This is a genomic window from Janthinobacterium paucivorans, from assembly GCF_051380805.1.
In the GTDB taxonomy this organism is placed as follows: Bacteria; Pseudomonadota; Gammaproteobacteria; order Burkholderiales; family Burkholderiaceae_D; genus Janthinobacterium; species Janthinobacterium lividum_D.
Genome location: NZ_JBNYXR010000002.1, coordinates 176082 through 193392, shown reverse-complemented (window position 1 = coordinate 193392; position 17311 = coordinate 176082). Strand labels below are relative to the sequence as shown.

General features: G+C 63.9%; 16 protein-coding genes. 10 read left to right on the top strand and 6 right to left on the bottom strand.

The window, feature by feature from the left end:
* Positions 1-3 precede the first annotated feature (3 nt).
* The 10 genes from ACQ4V8_RS03910 to ACQ4V8_RS03865 all read left to right on the top strand — a co-directional run bounded on the left by ACQ4V8_RS03910 (position 4) and on the right by ACQ4V8_RS03865 (position 11980).
* Positions 4-1563: a hypothetical protein gene (locus ACQ4V8_RS03910; RefSeq protein WP_436570939.1), complete on the top strand. Its 1560-nt coding sequence runs from the start codon at positions 4-6 to the stop codon at positions 1561-1563.
* Entirely contained in the window at positions 1560-2243 is a 684-nt protein-coding gene (locus ACQ4V8_RS03905; protein ID WP_436570938.1) for a hypothetical protein, read from the top strand. The genes ACQ4V8_RS03910 and ACQ4V8_RS03905 overlap by 4 nt, the downstream gene beginning before the upstream one ends.
* Positions 2240-2728: a hypothetical protein gene (locus ACQ4V8_RS03900; RefSeq protein ID WP_436570937.1), complete on the top strand. Its 489-nt coding sequence runs from the start codon at positions 2240-2242 to the stop codon at positions 2726-2728. The genes ACQ4V8_RS03905 and ACQ4V8_RS03900 overlap by 4 nt, the downstream gene beginning before the upstream one ends.
* A complete protein-coding gene (locus ACQ4V8_RS03895; RefSeq protein WP_436570936.1) occupies positions 2725-3441 on the top strand; it encodes a hypothetical protein in 717 nt (238 codons plus the stop codon). Before ACQ4V8_RS03900 ends, ACQ4V8_RS03895 begins: the two co-directional genes overlap by 4 nt.
* Entirely contained in the window at positions 3438-4154 is a 717-nt protein-coding gene (locus ACQ4V8_RS03890; RefSeq protein ID WP_436570935.1) for a type II secretion system protein, read from the top strand. Before ACQ4V8_RS03895 ends, ACQ4V8_RS03890 begins: the two co-directional genes overlap by 4 nt.
* A gap of 11 nt (positions 4155-4165) precedes the next feature.
* Positions 4166-4933, top strand: a complete 768-nt coding sequence (locus ACQ4V8_RS03885; RefSeq protein ID WP_436570934.1) for an ABC transporter permease subunit — start codon at positions 4166-4168, stop codon at positions 4931-4933.
* A complete protein-coding gene (locus tag ACQ4V8_RS03880; protein ID WP_010399073.1) occupies positions 4933-5655 on the top strand; it encodes a hypothetical protein in 723 nt (240 codons plus the stop codon). The genes ACQ4V8_RS03885 and ACQ4V8_RS03880 overlap by 1 nt, the downstream gene beginning before the upstream one ends.
* 86 nt (positions 5656-5741) lie before the next feature.
* Positions 5742-6314, top strand: a complete 573-nt coding sequence (locus tag ACQ4V8_RS03875; protein ID WP_436570933.1) for a prepilin-type N-terminal cleavage/methylation domain-containing protein — start codon at positions 5742-5744, stop codon at positions 6312-6314.
* A 222-nt stretch (positions 6315-6536) separates the two neighbouring features.
* Complete coding sequence (locus ACQ4V8_RS03870) at positions 6537-11060, top strand: PAS domain-containing protein (RefSeq protein WP_436570932.1); 4524 nt, start codon at positions 6537-6539, stop codon at positions 11058-11060.
* Complete coding sequence (locus ACQ4V8_RS03865; protein ID WP_010399078.1) at positions 11057-11980, top strand: diguanylate cyclase; 924 nt, start codon at positions 11057-11059, stop codon at positions 11978-11980. The genes ACQ4V8_RS03870 and ACQ4V8_RS03865 overlap by 4 nt, the downstream gene beginning before the upstream one ends.
* Here the strand turns inward: ACQ4V8_RS03865 and ACQ4V8_RS03860 are convergent, their stop codons facing one another.
* The 6 genes from ACQ4V8_RS03860 to ACQ4V8_RS03835 form a co-directional block, all read right to left on the bottom strand.
* On the bottom strand, positions 11981-12436 hold the full coding sequence (locus tag ACQ4V8_RS03860; RefSeq protein ID WP_010399080.1) for a MaoC family dehydratase: 456 nt from the start codon (positions 12434-12436) through the stop codon (positions 11981-11983).
* Positions 12429-12926 (bottom strand): MaoC family dehydratase, encoded by a 498-nt coding sequence (locus ACQ4V8_RS03855; protein WP_070346716.1) that lies wholly within the window; start codon positions 12924-12926, stop codon positions 12429-12431. The genes ACQ4V8_RS03860 and ACQ4V8_RS03855 overlap by 8 nt, the downstream gene beginning before the upstream one ends.
* Positions 12923-14068, bottom strand: coding sequence for an acyl-CoA dehydrogenase family protein (locus ACQ4V8_RS03850; protein WP_436570931.1), 1146 nt, complete (start codon positions 14066-14068; stop codon positions 12923-12925). Before ACQ4V8_RS03850 ends, ACQ4V8_RS03855 begins: the two co-directional genes overlap by 4 nt.
* Before the next feature lie 16 nt (positions 14069-14084).
* Positions 14085-15275, bottom strand: a complete 1191-nt coding sequence (locus ACQ4V8_RS03845; protein ID WP_436570930.1) for an acyl-CoA dehydrogenase family protein — start codon at positions 15273-15275, stop codon at positions 14085-14087.
* A 321-nt stretch (positions 15276-15596) separates the two neighbouring features.
* Positions 15597-16409 (bottom strand): aspartate-alanine antiporter-like transporter, encoded by an 813-nt coding sequence (locus ACQ4V8_RS03840; protein WP_436570929.1) that lies wholly within the window; start codon positions 16407-16409, stop codon positions 15597-15599.
* Positions 16410-16633: 224 nt separating this feature from the next.
* The gene (locus ACQ4V8_RS03835; RefSeq protein ID WP_436570928.1) at positions 16634-17137 is read right to left on the bottom strand and encodes a hypothetical protein; all 504 of its coding nucleotides are present in this window, start codon (positions 17135-17137) and stop codon (positions 16634-16636) included.
* Positions 17138-17311: the final 174 nt, after the last annotated feature.

Below are 17311 nucleotides of genomic sequence, written 5' to 3'. Positions count from 1 at the left end.
GCCGTGTTGCGCAAACAATTACTCTACATTACCAGCGACGCCCTGTGCGCCTACGACTGGGACCAAGGCGGGCTGGGCCAGGGCCAGACCTTCCCTGCCAGCGCAGTCGGGCTGGACGACTTCGCCGCATGGCTGCAAGATACGCAGACAGCGCGGCGCGATGTCCCCACTTACCTGCTGACGGACTTGATCGAGGAAGATTTCCAGCACCAGTTGCTGCCCCACGTGCGCGGCAAGGCCGGCCGTGCCTTGCTGCAGCGGCGCAAGCAACAATTGCACCGCGATACGCCCTACCGCGGCAGCACGCTGCTGGGCCGTGAAAGCACCGGCCGCCACGACGACCAGGTACTGTTCTTTGCGCTGACCAACCCCAGCTTGCTGCAGCCGTGGACGGAGGCACTTGAGCACTTGCGCGTACCGGTAGCGGGCATATATTCGACCAGCCTGCTCAGCGTGGCGCTGGTGAAAAAACTGTCGATCACACACGAACACCTGCTGCTGGTAACGCAGCAATCAGGCGGCTTGCGGCAAAGCTATTACGAAAAAGGCCAGCTGCGCTTTTCGCGCCAGACCCTGGCCATCGCGCTCGATGGCGTGGCCGTGAATATTGCGCTGGAAACGGAAAAGACGCGGCAGTTTCTCACCAGCACGCGCATGCTGGCGCGCGGCGACGTGCTCAATACCGTGATCCTGGCGCCGGCCGCGCAGATCGCCAAGCTTGAACTGTTATGCGACAACGGTGTGGAAGTGGCCTACCACTTCATCGACCTGCAGCTGGCAGGCGAACGCGTAGGCTTGCGCCAGACGCCCGCGCTGGCCGACGAATTGCTGCTCACTTTGCTGGGCAAGCATCCGCCGCCCAGCCACTATCCGCCCGGTACGCTGGCCCGCTATTACCACTTCCGGCGCGCGCGCAATGCGCTGTATGGCGCCAGTGCGCTGATCGGCGGGTCGGCTGCCCTGTGGTGCGTGTTTTGCTTGTCCAGCGGCATCAGCGCCGACGCCGCCACGCAGCAGTTGGCGCAAGAGACGGCGTCCTACCAAGAGCGCTACCGTAGCGTCATGTCGACACAGTCGCCGGCGCCGGCCAAGACGCAAAACATGAAAGTGGCCGTGACCCTGGGCCAAATGATGGCCAGCCAGGCGCCGGAACCGGGCCGCCTGCTGGGCATGCTGGGCACCGCGCTGAACCAGGCACCGCAGGTGGCACTCAGCCAGTTGCACTGGCATGCGGGCCAGCCCGCCGCGCGCGACACAGGCAGCCTGGCAGCGCAGCAGCGCGCCAGCTTGCAAGGCGGCAGCGCCCAGGCAGGCATTCCCGTCGCGCCGCCGCAGGCGCTGCGCCTGGAAGCGGACGTGACCATGCCGAACAATGACTACAGCGCCGCCCTGGCCGCCATCACGGCCTTCGCGCAAACCCTGGCGCGCCAGCCGGGCTTGCAGGTGACGATCGAGGCCATGCCACTGGACTTGCGCCCCAGCGTCGCCCTGTCCGGCAAGAGCACCGCTTCGTCGCCGGACAGCCAGGCCCGCTTTACGCTCTTGCTCGCGTGGCAGCCATGAGCGGCCCGCTCAAGCAAGCGCCCTTGGCCGGCATGAAGCGGGCCGGCACGTCCAGGCGCACACTGCCCGCCTGGATGGGAGAACTGCATCTGGTGCGCAACGCTGCGCTGTGCTTTGTACTGACCCTGCTGGCCAGCCTGGTGCTGCTCAGCCTAAGCACCGCCTATTACGCACGCGAAGCGCAACAATTGGAGATGGCACGGCGCACGCGCTCGGCGGCCACCTCGCTGTTCAACCACGCGGAAGCGGAAAAGCAGGAAATCCGCGCCTACGAACCGCAATTTTTGGCCTTGCGCAAGAGCGGCCTGATCGGCGAAGAAAACCGCCTGGCCTGGATCGACACCATGCGCCGCAGCCAGGAACAGCGAAAATTGTTACCTATCAGCTATGACATCAGCCCGCAGCAAGGATTGCAAGTGCCATCGTCCATGGTGATGGGGCAATATCGTCTGCGCGGCAGCCGCATGCGCCTGCGCATGGATTTGCTGCACGAGATGGATTTGCTGAACCTGTTTGACGATTTGCGCCAGGCCGGCTATTTCGCCGTACAGGATTGCACGCTCAAGCGCCAGGCAGCGGCCGGCGGCGGCAGTGAGGCGCCACCCACCGTGGGCGCCGAATGCGAGCTGCTATGGCTGACTCTGGGCAGCACGGCCGTGCCCGAAGCGGGGCGGCCATGAGATGTCCCCCCATCCTGTGCCCCTCCGCCCGGTGCACCCTCGTCCTGTGCGCGCTGCTGGCCGGCAGCGCAGTGACCGCCCACGCCCAGTCGCCCCAGCTCGGGCGATTATTCCTGTCACCCCAGCAGCGGGCCCAGATCGATGCACAGCGTTACGGGCCACCGGCGGCCGATCCGGCCCTGACGCCGGCCACAGCGCCAGCGCCAGCGCCGCCTTCACCGCCCGTGGAATTGAATGGCGTGTTACTGCGCAGCAGTGGCCGCTCCACTGTCTGGCTGAATCAGGAAGCGCAGAACGAACCGCACAACCGTCTCGTGCGCGACAAGTCCGGCATGCAGGGCACACTGACTTTGCGCCTGTCGACGGGCCAGGTGGTGCTACTCAAGCCTGGCCAGCGCTATGACCCGGCCAGCGGCACGGTCACCGAGGTGCAGCAGATACAGCAGATACAGCAGATACAGCAGATACAGGATACGCAGCCATGACGCCGCGACAGCGCCAGCACGGCGCCGCCCTGCTGCTGCTGCTGGCCGTCATCAGCCTCGCCGCTGCCAGTGTGCTGATCGGCGCCTTCGGGCGCAATACGCAGCAGGCCGAGCGTCAGCAGCGCACCCTGGCCACTCTGGCGCAGGCGCGCGAAGCCTTGCTCGGCTTTGCTGCCACGCAGGGCCGGCTGCCGCGTCCAGCCGCCTCCGCCCTCGATGGGCGCGAGCGGGCCGCCGACTGCGCCGACGACGCCGAATGCAACGGCTTCCTGCCCTGGGTCACGCTGGGCGTAGCGGGCGTCGATGCCTGGGGCAAGTTGCTGCGCTACAGCGTCACGCCGGCAATGGCGCGCGCCCCCATCGTCTCGTTCTCCGCCATCGCCGACCGGGTCGTCCTCACGCGCGGCGAGCGCGGCGACTTCGCCTTCGTCGCCGGCCAGGCGCAATGCGACGTCAGCGCCCAATGCCTGCCCGTCGTGCTGTTCTCGCAAGGCAAGGATCACTATGGCATGGCCGCCAGCGGCGTGCGGCAACGCAATACGGCGCGCGACAATCTCGACGAGGCGGCCAATGACAGCGCCAGCCGCAGCTTCATCACCCGCCCTGCCAGCGACAATACCGCGCTGCCGGGCGGCACCTTTGACGACATGTTGACCTGGATTACCTTGCCCACGCTATACCAACGCATGCGCGCCGCGCGCAACCTGCCATGAACGCCCGTCTTTTGCGGCATCGCCGCCAGCATGGCTTTTCCCTGATCGAGATCGCCATCGTGCTCGTCATCGTGGGCCTGATGATAGGCGGCATGGTCACGCCGCTGACGGTGCAGCTGGAACAACGCAAGGTGGCCGAGACGCAAAAGGCCCTGGACGAGGCGAAGGAGGCGCTGACCGGGTACGCGCTGCGCTACGGCTACCTGCCGTGTCCCGCCATCTCCGCCGGCAATGGACTGGAAGATCGGCGCGGCACCCGCTGCCGAGGTGAAAAACGCGCCGGTTTCCTGCCGTGGGCCACCTTGGGACTGCGTGCGGGCGACAGTTGGAACAATCTGTTGCGCTACAGCGTGACGCCCGCCTTCAGCGACAGCGGCCTGCTATTTAGCCTATCGACGCCGCGCGACATCAGCATCGTCACGCGCAATGGCGGCGCGCTGCAGCAAGCGACGGCGCTGAACGATATCCCCGCCATGATCATGTCTTATGGCAAGAACGGCTTTGGCGCCACCAGCTTGCAGGGCCAGCGCCAGGCTGTGCCTATCGGTAACAATGTCGACGAGCGCAATAATGGCGCGAACGCCACCACCGTCATCAGCCGCGCGGCCAGCGGACCGCAACAGCCAGGCGGCGAGTTCGACGACCTGGTCGCCTGGCTGTCGCCGAACATCCTGTTCAACCGCATGGTGGTGGCGCAAAGGCTGCCCCGCTGATGCGCCCGGCCATGCTCACGCCAGCGCTCACCATCGCCCGCTACACGCTGCTCGAAGCGCTGCGTAGCCGCCTGCTGTGGCTATTCGTGCTGGCCGCCTGCGGCTGCACCGGCCTGGCCGGCTTCCTGCAGCAACTGGCGCTGACGGAAAGCGGCGCCGTGCAGGCGGCGCTGCTGGCGGCCACCTTGCGCCTGGCCAGCGTCTTCCTGCTGTCCACGTTCATCATCACCAGCATGGCGCGCGAAGCGGCCGATAGGGGGCTAGAGTTGCTGCTGGCACTGCCCATGCCGCGCGCAGCCTATCTGCTGGGCAAGTTGCTGGGCTACGCAGCACTGGCGGGCGTGCCCGCCGTGCTGTTTGGCCTGCTGATGGCGCTGTTCGCCGCGCCTGCGCACAGCGCACTGTGGGCCCTGTCCCTGCTGGCAGAACTGTGGATCGTCGCCGCCTTCAGCCTGCTGTGCGCGGCCAGCCTGCAACAGGCCTTGCCCGCGCTGGCCGCTACCGGCAGCTTCTATCTGCTGGCGCGCATGCTGGGCAGCCTGCAACTGCTGGCGCACGGCGGCCAGACGGGCGACTCTTGGCTGCAGCGGGCAACGGCAGCCAGCATCGACGTGCTGGCCCTGCTCTTGCCCAGCCTGGACGACTTTACGCGCACGGAGTGGCTGCTGTATGCGAGCGGCGACTGGCAAGCGCTGGGCCGCGTGGCGCTGCAGACGGCCATCTATGTCGGCTTGTTGAGCAGTTGCGCGCTGTGCGACTTTTACCGCCGCAACATCTGATGGCTGGCGCGCCGCGTCCCTGGTCGAGCGTGCCACGCCCTCTGTGCTGGCTGCTGGCTGCCTGCCTGCTGCTGCAGCTGGGCTGGCGCCTGTCGCAGCAGTACGCTCCCGCCCAGGCACAGCCGCTGCCTGCCGCGCCGCCGGCCGCCGTGGCACGCTTAGCCAGCCTGGGCGAGCCGCTGGCGATGTCGAAGGCTATGTTGCTGTACCTGCAATCGTTCGAAGACCAGCCCGGCCTCAGCCTGCCGTGGCGCCAACTCGATTATGACCGCCTGGCGGCTTGGCTGGAGACGGCGCAAACGCTCGATCCGCGCAGCCAGTCTGCGCTGCTGGCCGCCAGTGTCGTGTATGCGGGCGTGGCCGATCCACAGCGCGCGCGGCGCATGCTGGCCTTTGTCGCCGACAGCTTTGCCACCGACCCGCAGCACCGCTGGCCTGCCATGGCGCAGGCGGTACTGGTGGCAAAACACCAGTTGCACGACTTGCCGCTGGCGCTAGTCTACGCGCGCGCACTGCGCCAACTGGCGGCAGGGCCGCAAGTGCCGTCCTGGGTGCGCGAGATGGAAGCGTTCATCCTGGAAGACATGGATCAACTCGACAGCGCCCGCCTGCTGATCGGCGGCCTGATCGCCAGCGGGCAAATCAGCGATCCGCACGAGCTCGCTTTCCTGGCGCGCCGGCTCGACGAACTGAGCAAGAGGAAAGCAAAGGCGGCGCCATGAGCCAGCATCCAAAATGCCATGCGCAGCCGATAATATTTGCAGTAAACTGCGATATCAGGCCCCTGCACTTTTTTCAAGGAATTTCCATGCTCCCACGCCGCCAGCAAGGCTTCACGCTCGTAGAAATCGCCATTGTCCTGGTCATCATCGGCCTGCTGCTCGGTGGTGTGCTGAAAGGACAAGGCTTGATCGACAGCGCCAAGGTGAAAAACATCATCCAGCAGTCGAATGCACTGACGGCCGCCGTCAACGCCTACCAGGACAAGTTCCGCGCCCTGCCCGGCGACGATGTCCAGGGTACCGTGCACGTGCCCAACTCGGCCGGCAATGGCAATGGCGATGGCCAGATCGGCGACGGCCAGCCGCGCGAATTCACCCTCGCGCCGCAGCACTTGGCGCTGGGCGGCTTCATTACCGGCGCCTACAACGGCACCTCGCAATTCATGACCAGCGCCCAAGGCGGCGCCGTCTACCTGTACAACGATGAAGTGGGCGGACGCGCCGGCAATGGTATCCGTTTTGACAACTTGCCCGAGAGCTACGCGGAGCAGATCGACAGCAAACTCGACGACGGCGTCGCCAGCACGGGCAGCGTACGGGCGAACATGCCATATGGCAATGCCGGTGCGATCATCCCCCGCATCGCCGTCTTTTTCTGACCTGCCAGTCACTATCACAACAAAACCATACACGATGCGCACCTCGCCCGCCTGCCATCGGCACAGCGCGGCGCTGCATCGGCATGCCTGGCACAAGCTTTTTTTCGTTGCGGAAACTAGGCTTGTCAGAGCAATCAATTTCGTCTAGCATCATTTCATTCAAGATCAGTCAGTAGCCGCTTGAGCCTGCCTGTCGACTCATTCATTCTGGGAGCTTTCCGAGTGCAAGCTTTGGCTTCGATACGCTCAAGAATTTCATGGCTGGTGCTGGCCTCGGTTATTCCGACGGCGCTAGTATTTTTCGTGCTCGTCGCGCAAAGCTACACGCGCGAACGCGACCATGTCGTCAGCGAAACGGCGCAAGCGGCGCGGGCAGTCGCCGCCGCCGTCGAACGCGACCTCAATGGCGCCGAGATGGCCGCGCGCATCCTCGCCGCCTCGGCCGCCCTGCAAGCGGACGACATCGGCGCCCTGCGCGCCCTGAGCGACAGCCTGCTGCAGCCGGGCCTGGCCATCAGTGCCTTCATCGTGTCCGACACCGAGGGACGCCAGCTGATCAATACTGCGGTGCCGGCTAGCCAGGCAGCGCCTCCCTTGCCACGAAAATGGGCCGCCAGCATGCAACGCGTACGCGACAGCGGCAAGGCGCGGCTGACCAGCCTTTCCAGGACGCCCGACGGCATGCCGCAACTGGCCCTGAACCTGCCCTTGCCTCGCGCTAAGGGTGCCGCCCATGTATTGACGGCGCTGTACCCGCCCGACTACCTGCCCTTGCTGCTGCGCGAACTACAGCTGCCAGCCTATTTGGGCGCGGCTATCATCAATGCCGACGGCATCCATGTGGCGCGCACCCTGGCGCCGCAGCGCTATGTGGGCCAGCGCAGCGTGGCGCCGCTGCTCGAACACATACGCCAGGCGCGCGAAGGCGTGTTGCGCCATGACACTCTGGAAGGCCTGGACGTGTATACCGGCTTTCGCCGCGCTCCTGACAACAGTTGGGCAGTAGCCGTCACCATGCGCAACAGCACGGTGGCCGAAGCGCTGCTGGGCTCGGTGGTCACCGCTTCTGTCATCCTGGCCCTGCTGCTGGGCGCCGGCTATGCCCTGGCTTGGCGCGTAGGCGGCCGCCTGGCCCGCACCTTGCAGGAAATGACCGAGCAAATCCACGCGCTGGCACAGGGCAAACCCTTGCTATCGAACAAGCACGCGGACCGCGAATCGGCTGACATGGCCAGCGCCCTGGGCGCGCTGGAGCGCGACCTGCGGCGCCACCGCACGCAACTCGAAAGCCTGGTGGCCGAGCGCACCTTGGCCCTGGAAAAATCCACGCGCCTGCTCGAAACCGTGTACGCGACGGCGCCCATCGGCATGCTGTTCGTGGGCCTGGACTTGCGCATCGTCATGATCAACCATTACCTGGCCGCCATCAACGGCGCCAGCGTAACCGAGCATCTGGGCCGTCCCGTGGGCGCCATGCTGGTCGACGACACCGTGCGCGCGGACGTCGAGCGCTGCGTGCGCCAGGTGCTGCAGACGGGCATGCCGATCGTTGACCGGGAGTTGAACGGCCATAGCGGACGGCAGCGCGAACAGCTCAGTGACTGGATCGTCTCGTACCATCCGATTTTCGGCCCGGAACAGCAGTTGCTGGGTGTCTCGGGCCTGTGGCTGGACATTACCGAGCGCAAGCGCAGTGAAGCAGAGTTTCGCCGTTCGAAGCATCTGTTCGGCAGCATCATCGAAAACATCCCGGCCATGATTTTCGTCAAGCGCGCCGACAAGCTGAGCTTTGAAATAGTCAACCGCCACGCAGAACTGACCTTGGGACGCTCGCGCGAGCAATTGCTGGGCAAGACCGATCACGACTTCTTCCCGCCGCAGCAGGCGGCCGCCTTCTTCAGCGCCGACCGCAAGCTGCTGGCCACCGGGCAGATGGTGGAAATCGAACAGGAAGCGCTCAACGCGGCCGACGGCAGCACGCGCCACTTCACCACGCGCAAGGTAGTCTTGCGCGACGATGCCGGGCGTGCCAGCCACGTGCTGGGGGTGTCGATCGATATTACGGAACGCAAGCGCGCTACCGAAGTGCTGCACGCCACCACCTTGCGCCTCGAGCAGAGCGAACGCTTCATCCGTACCGTCACCGACAACCTGCCCGGCATGGTGGCGTACTGGGGCGCCGATTTGCGTTGCCGATTTGCAAATAATTTCTATAATGAATGGTTCAGCCGCAGCAGCGCCGAGCTCGACGGCATCCACATGCGCGAATTGCTGGGGCAGAAACTGTTCGACGTGTATGCGCACCATGTCCAGGGCGTACTGGCAGGCCGGCCGCAAAGCTTCGAGCGCGATCTGCTCAGTGCCACGGGCCAGGTGTGCCATACCTGGACCAACTACATCCCCGATATCGACGACAGCGGTGGCGTGCGCGGCTTCTTCGTCCTGGCCTCGGACGTGTCCGAACTCAAGCACACGCAATTGCGCCTGTACGAGCTCAATGAGCAAATGGTGCGCGCGCGCGACAAGGCCGAGGCGGCCAGCACGGCGAAGAGCGAATTCGTCGCCAACATGAGCCATGAAATCCGCACGCCCATGAACGCCATCATCGGCCTGGCGCGCCTGCTCGAAGAGTCGCCGCTGGAGCGGCGCGAGCGCAGCTATGTCGGCAAGATCCAGATGGCCACGCAGTCGCTGCTCAATATCGTCAATGACGTGCTGGATTTTTCCAAAATCGAGGCAGGACAGATGATGCTGGAACAGCGGCGCTTCCAGCTCGAACGCATGCTCGACAGCATAGGCGTCTTGCTCGCCAGCAGCGCCTGGGCGCGCGGCGTAGAGCCTGTATTCGTGCTGGCACCGGGCGTGCCGGACGAGCTGATCGGCGACGCCCTGCGCGTGGAACAAATCCTCATCAACCTGGTCGGCAACGCCGTCAAATTCACCTCGCAGGGAGAAGTGGTGCTGGCCATCGCCATGCTGGCCGAGGATGCGGCCAGCGCAACGCTGGAGTTTTCCGTGCGCGACACGGGCATCGGCATCGGCGCGGTCGAGCAGGAACGCATCTTTGACGCATTTTCACAGGGCGACAGCAGCACCAGCCGCAAATATGGCGGCACGGGACTCGGGCTGGCCATCTGCCGGCGCATGGTGGAATTGATGGGAGGCAATCTCAGCGTGAAAAGCGCGCTCGGCGAAGGCTCCGATTTCCGCTTCAGCTGCCGCTTCGATAAGGTGGCGCCGCAGTCCAAGCCGCCAGACAAGAGCGCACCTACGGCGCTGTCGCTGCTCATCATCGACGACAACGCCAGCGTGCGCGCCATGCTGGAACACTGGTGCGCGGCGCAGGGCTGGTACAGCCGCAGCGCCGACAGTGGCGCCGCTGGCCTGGCGCTACTGCACGCCAGCGCTGGCGGCCTTGATGGCCTGCCGCCGGCAGACCTGGTGCTACTCGACGCGGCCATGCCCGACATGGATGGCATTTCCTTGCTCACCGAGATGCGCGCCGCCGCGCACTTGCTACTGCCGCCCGTGATCATGCTGGTGGCCGAACCGGACCGCGAAAACCTCGAACGCCTGGCCGACAGCCTGATGCTGGCCGGCATCGTCTCGAAACCGGCCACCCCGGCGCGCCTGCTGGCGGCCGTCACCGCCGTGCGCGAAGGGCGCAGCGCACCATCGGCGCTGCCCGTCTCGACGCCCCTGTCGGGCTTGCTGGAAGGCATGCGCGTGCTGCTGGTAGAAGACAATGAAATCAACCAGGAAGTGGCACAATACATCTTGCTGCACTCGGGCGCGCGCGTGGACGTGGCCGCCAACGGCAAGCTGGCAGTCGACTTGCTCACCAGCACACCTGACGCCTGGGACGTGGTGCTGATGGATTTGCAGATGCCCGTCATGAACGGCTACGACGCCACGCTGGCCATACGCGCGCTGGGCTTGCCGGATCTTCCCATCGTCGCCATGACGGCCAATGCCATGCACGAGGACCGCCTGCGCGCCATTAGCAGCGGCATGAATGCGCATGTGGCCAAGCCCATCAATGTCGACGACATGATCGAGACCCTGAACCGCCTGGTGCCGGCAACCGGCGGCGCGGGTGACAGCGCCACCCGGACCGACCAAGCCGCCGCGCCCACGCCGCAAGTGCCGGCCACGGTGCCCGGCATCGACCTGGCTGCAGCCCTGCAGCGCTTCGGCGGCGATTACGGCGCCTTCCTGGCACTGCTCAAGCGTTTTGAAAATTCGCAAGGCGACGCCGTCGAGGAAACCCGGCGCCTGCTGGCCGAAGGCCAGACGCTGCAGGCAAAGCAGTTGCTGCACCGCGTGTGCGGCGTGGCAGCCAACCTGGGCGCCGTCCACATCGCCAGCCTGGCTGGCGCTGTGGAAAAGGCACTGAAAGAGGGACACGCGCGTGCCAGCACAGACTTGCTGGTGCAACTGGAACTGGCGATGGCCGAAGTCATCGAAGCGGCACGCACCCTGCCCTCGCCCCTGCGACGCAGCCAACCGGCACAGAGCGCGCCCGCCAGCGGGCAGGTCGACCTGCCCGCTGGCCTGGCCGAACTGCTCGTCTTAATCCGCAACCACAACCTGAAGGCGCTGGCGCAATTCCGTGTCCTGCACCCTGTCATCGAACAGTCAGACCGGGAAGCGGCGCTGGCGATGGCAAACGCGATTGAAACATTGAACTTTTCTGAGGCGGAAAAACTCGTGCTCGATCAGCTAAAACGAGAGGAAAACAAGTGAGCTGGACCGACCTTGCCATGAACGGGCGTATCCTTATCGTCGATGACGCCATGGAAAACATCCAGATTTTGCACCAGTTGCTGCGCGAGGAACACGAGGTGTTGTTCGCACTGAGCGGTGTAAAAGCACTGGAAATTGCACATAATCAACTGCCGGACCTGATCCTGCTCGACGCTGTCATGCCCGGCATGGATGGCTACGCCGTCTGCAATGCGCTGCGCGCATCGGCCATACTGAGTGCCATTCCTGTCATTTTCGTCACCGCCCTGAACCAGCCCGAAGACGAGACGCGGGCGCTGGAAGCGGGCGCGGTCGATTTCATCACGAAGCCGTTCAACGCGGCCGTCGTGCGCGCCCGCGTGCGCAGCCAGCTGACCATCAAGCGACAAGCCGACGCCATGCGCGAACTGTCGCTGACCGACACGCTGACGGGCGTGGCCAACCGGCGCAGCTTAAATGAGACCATGGATAGCGAGTGGCGACGCTGCGCGCGTGACGGCATGCCGATGGCCATCATCATGGCCGACATCGACCACTTCAAGCATTACAACGACACGTATGGACACCAGGCGGGGGACCTGTGCCTGCAGCAGGTGAGCGCCGCCCTGCGCCGCTGCGCCGTGCGCTCGTCTGACCTGCTGGCGCGTTACGGCGGCGAGGAATTCATCATCCTGCTGCCGCAGGAAACGCGCGAAGGGGCCGAAGTGGTGGCCCAGCGCGTCCTCGACGAAGTGCACGCCCTGCACATCGCGCACGCCAAGTCCAGCGTCGGCCCGCACGTCACCGTCAGCCTGGGCTTGGCCAGCGTCATGCCCACCAAAGGCATGGACCCCAGCGCCCTGATCCGCGCCGCCGACGCCCTGCTGTACCGCGCCAAGCAAACGGGACGTGACAGGTATTGCGCGTCGGCGATAGAGTAACTAGGCATGGCAGCGCATCAAAAACTGCGCCACGCACACCGGTTTCGTGTCACCCTCGCGCTCCATGGTGACGGCCCAGTTCACTTGTGCCCCTTCCGGCAAGATATCCACGGAAATAATGTCGAGGCGCGCGCGCAAGCGGCTGCCGACGGGCACGGGCGCGGGAAAGCGCACCTTGTTCAAGCCGTAGTTGATGGCCATGCGGATGCCGGCCATATTCAAGGCACCGGCCAGCATGGCCGGCAGCAACGATAAGGTCAGGAAACCGTGCGCCACGGTGCAGCCGTAGGGCGACTCGCGCGCGCAGCGCTCGGCATCGACGTGGATCCACTGATGGTCGTCCGTGGCGTCGGCAAACATGTCGATGCGCTGCTGGGTAATAGTGAGCCAGTCGGAAACGGCCACATGCTGCCCCGACAAGGCTTGGAAACCAGCAATGCCGACGATGTCACGCATGCGACTGCTCCGCTTGCGCCAGCGGACGGCGGCCGAACATGCCCATGCCTTCCACCGTCGTCACCACCTCGCCATGCTGGTTGCGCACGCTCCACAGGGAAATGACGATGCCACGGTCCGGCTTTGACGTCGATGGCCGTACTTGCTTGACCTGGTAAGTCAGGTGCAGGGTATCGCCCGCGCGCACGGGTTTGAGCCAGCGGATGCTGTCCAGGCCGGGCGAGCCCATGCTGGACGAGTGCTTGAGCAAGTTGTCCACCACCAGACGCATCATCATGCCGCAGGTATGCCAGCCGCTGGCGATGACGCCCTTGAAGATGGTTTTTTCCGCTGCCGCATGGTCGACATGAAACGGCTGCGGGTCGAAATCCGTGGCAAAGGCGATGATTTCGGCCTCCGTCACATGGCGCTGGCCCAGCTCGATTTCCAGGCCCTGCGTAAAATCTTCGAAATACCAGTGCTTGGGTTTGATTCCGGTCAATACGGTCATACGGTCTCCGTGGGCAAAAAGCCCGGCTGGGCGATAAAGCGCTCGATATGGTGCTCCACATCGCCCAGGGTCAGGGCGATCATGCTCAAGCGCTTGAAATGATGGGCGGCGGGCAATTCGTCCGTCACACCCATGCCGCCATGCAATTGCACGGCTTGCTGGCCGACAAAGGTGGCGGCCAGCCCCACGCGCGCCTTGGCAGCGGAGACCACACGGCGGCGCTCCGCCACGTCGATGCTATCGACCTTGGCCGCGGCCAGCATGGCCATCGAACGCGCTTGCTCCAGATGGATGAACATGTCGGCCATGCGGTGCTGCAAGACCTGGAATTTGCCGATCGGCACGCCGAATTGCTGACGCGTCTTCAGGTAGTCCAGGGTGGCGGCAAAGAGGGCATCCATGGCGCCCACGGCTTCCGCGCACAGCAGCGTGGCACCGTAATCCACGGCCGCATCCAGCACGGGCCAGCCCTGCCCCGCCTGGCCAATCAGAGCCTCATGCTCCAGCACCACTTGCACGAAGGTCACCGTGGCCGCACGCTGGCCGTCGATGGTGCGGTAGTCGCGCACGCAAACGCCGGGCGCGTCACTAGGCACGAGCAATAGCGCAATGCCATCCGTGTCCATCTGGCTGCCGCTACTGCGCGCCGAGACGATGAGAAAGTCCGCCTGCGCGCCATGGATGACGACGGTTTTCTCGCCGTCGAGCACGAAACCGTCGCCGCTGGCCGTGGCCGTGGTGGCGATGTCGTGCATAGCGTGGCGCGACTGCCGCTCACCGAGCGCGCAAGCGAGCTTCAGGCTGCCGCTGGCCACCTGTTCCAGCACGCCCTCGTGGCCGCCCGCCAGAGTGAGAACGCGGGCCCCCAATATAGTGGCGAAATACGGTTCGACCACCAGCGCGCGCCCAAGTTCCTGCATTACCAGCAGCATATCGACGGCCGTGCCATCGAAGCCGCCTGCGCCGGACGGTAGCGGCAAGGCCGTCATGCCCAGCTCGGCCAGGGTGGCCCAGGCGGCGCTGGAGACGCCCGTGGCCGAGTGAACGATCTGCTTGCGCGTTTCAAACGGGTAATCCTTGTCGGCCCAGCGCCTGAGCGCGTCGGCAAATTGCTGCTGTTCCTGATTCATGTGAAAGTTCATGTCGCCTCCTTCTGCCTTACAGGCCCAGGATCATCTGCGTGATGATGTTTTTCTGGATTTCATTCGAGCCGCCATAGATCGATGTCTTGCGGTAATTGAAGTAATAGGCGGCCAGCGGCGCGGCCAGGTCGTCGCCGCCAGCGCTGTGCGGCACGCTGCCGTCGAGAAATGCTGGGTCGAACGGCAGGGCTTGCGGGCCGATGGCTTCGACCATCAACTCCGTCAGCTGCTGCTGCAGCTCGGAACCGCGCACCTTCAGCATGGAAGCCTGCGCTCCCGGCCCCTTGCCCTCGTCGCTGATGACGCGCAAGACCGTCATTTCCAGCGCCATCAATTCGATTTCCAGGTGGGCCACCTTGGCCGCAAAAGCAGGATCGTGCAGCAGCGGCGCGCCGCGCTTGGCTTGCTGCATGGCCAGTTGCTTGAGGAAGGTCAGTTCGCGCTTGGAGCGGCCCACGGCGGCGATGCCCGTGCGTTCATGGCCCAGCAAATACTTGGCGTACGTCCAGCCCTTGTTTTCCTGGCCCACCAGATTGCTGACGGGCACGCGCACATTGTCGAAAAAGACTTCATTGACTTCATGCTCTTCATCGAGCAGGCTGATGGGGCGTACGGTGATGCCCGGCATTTTCATGTCAATGAGCAAGAAACTGATGCCTTCCTGTTTGCGCACGGTCGTGTCCGTGCGCACCAGGCAAAAGATCATGTCGGCGTGCTGGCCCAGGGTGGTCCAGGTTTTCTGGCCATTGACGATGTAATGCTCGCCATCGCGCTGGGCCGTGGTTTTCAGGGAAGCGAGGTCGGAACCGGCGCCCGGCTCGGAATAACCCTGGCACCACCAGTCGTCGCAGTTCAAGATGCGCGGCAGATAATAGGCTTTTTGTTCGGCGTTGGCGAAGGCCATGATGACGGGCGCCACCATATTGACGCCAAAGGGCAAGATCGGCGGCGTGGCGGCGCGCGCGCACTCGTCTTCCCAGATGTGGCGCTGCACGGCGGTCCAGCCGGTGCCGCCGTATTCGACAGGCCAGGCCGGCGCAGCCCAGCCTTGCTGCGCGACAATCTTGTGCCAGCGCACATAATCATCTTTCGCCAGGCGCAAATGCTGGCGCACCTTGCGCTGTAAATCGGCGGGCAAATGGGTGCCCAGGAAGGCGCGCACCGTGTCGCGGAACGCCGTCTCCTCGGCCGTGTAATGCAGGTCCATGTCTGTCTCCTTGTTCTTATCGATTGCCGTGATGACTGCACGCAAGGAAGTTCAGCGCACAAAAAAGCACGACCGTTCTCGATGATTGTACAACAGAATCGGGGGAGCGCCACGCCTTTTACCAAGGCCTGCGCTAGCTGGAATTGGCTGCAATTGGCTGCAATTGGCTGTGCTTGACTACCATTGCCCCGCTCAAGTCGGTGATGCATTTCTTTGGCACAAGCTATTGGGCTGCAGAGTAGGCAAGCTCGGCAACTTCATCATGTCGCGCAATGTTAGGCAATGAAAAAAGGGCGGACGAAGCACTGATGCTGGCCAAATTCAGCCATATGAATGCAGCAGCACCTGCACCGCAACGATCTTGACGATGGTCATGCTGGGGAAAATCATGGCATAGCCCAGGTTGGGACGGTCCGACTTGGCCAGGCGATTGGCCAATACCGGCACGGCCGGGTTGCCCGTGGCGCCGGCGGCAATGCCCAGCAATTCGGGAAACGGCAGGCGCAGGAAGACCTTGCCCAAGATGACCACCAATGCCACCACCACCAGCACCGTCACGGCACCGAGTGCCAGCATGGGCAAGCCATCGGCGCCCACTTGCTGCACGAAGGGCAAACCGGACGCCAGGCCCAGGCTGAACGAGCCTATCCACGGCAAGGGTATCGGCACCAGCAGCACGCCCAGCACCATGCCCATGCCCATGCCCAGCGAGACATAGCTGAACTCGGCTGTGGCCGTAATGGAATTGCCAAACAGCTTGCGCACCTCGGCCGCGTGTTTGGCCGGCGCAATAGCCATCGTGCCGTCGAGCGCGCTACTGTCCTTCATCAAATTGTGTTTTTGCCCGGCGCCGCGCAAGCCGGCGAAAAACTGCACGCCATATTGCACGCCGATACCGTACAAGAACAGCAGCAAGCCTAGGGAGCCAACCATCGGCGGCGGCACGGCCCCGGGAGCGAATGCGCCCAGCGCCAGCCCGGCGAACAACACGCCCCCCACGCCCAGCGAAAAACCGAACACGCTAGCGCGCCCCAGCGCATATCCGGCGCCGATGACGAGAAACAGAGCGAGGATGGGCGTGGACTCCAGCGTGTGGCGACATAGTTGAAGTATCAGACAACCTTGATCTGCCAAAAGCCCAGTCTAGCACGCACAAAGGTGACATGATGGCGATGATGGCAAGCAAGCGTGTGCACCTGGCTGCGCTCAAAAAAGGCCAAAAAAAAGCCCGCTACGGGAGCGGGCTGAATCTAATTCCTGTGAGGAAGTAGAGGAGACAGGTGCAATGATGCCGTATCGCAACATAACAATCCAATCGTATGTTGTGATGATAGAGATATGTTTCATCAATATCTCGTTCAGGCCGTTCCAAAAATAACAAGCTTTCGATGGCTGCCTCGGGTGCGCGTCAGCAGCACGCGAGCGCGCTCCACCGGTATGCAGGTCTGTGGTGCAAACCCCGCCGGCACTGTCTCGGCATCGCGCTTGAGCGTCGTCGCATCGTTGATAACATCAAACTCTGCGCGCTTGAAAATCAATTGTTCAATGCTGTTGTCGCCGGCTGGCGCCGGTTTGACAAGGATGAGCGACCAGTAGCCTTCATTACCCAAAAATTGTTTTTGCGCCAGGAATGCGTTGACCTTATCCGCGGGAGGCTCCGATCCATCCAGGTCGCTCTGGTAGGTGGTCAGCGGACACAGCAGTGTCCCGGCCGGCCACCCCATCTCCGGCAGCGCTGTGACCGTGTCCGGATGCAACTGGGCCAAATGGCGATCCAAGCGATGGCGTTCCTTCGAGCATCCTGCCAGCGCCATCAGCACCGTCAGCGCAAGCGTGCCGGCGGCACGCAACAAAGACTTCATCAGCTGGTCTCCTGTTGAACGGTGGGTTTAAGTGAGCAAGTATATCAAGCGACGAGGCTGTGATAGCCAGCACAGTAAAGCGCACGGACAAAAAAAGCCCGCTACGGGAGCGGGCTGAATCTAATTCCTGTGAGGAAGTAGAGGAGACAGATGGATGATCGCGCATCGCAGCAT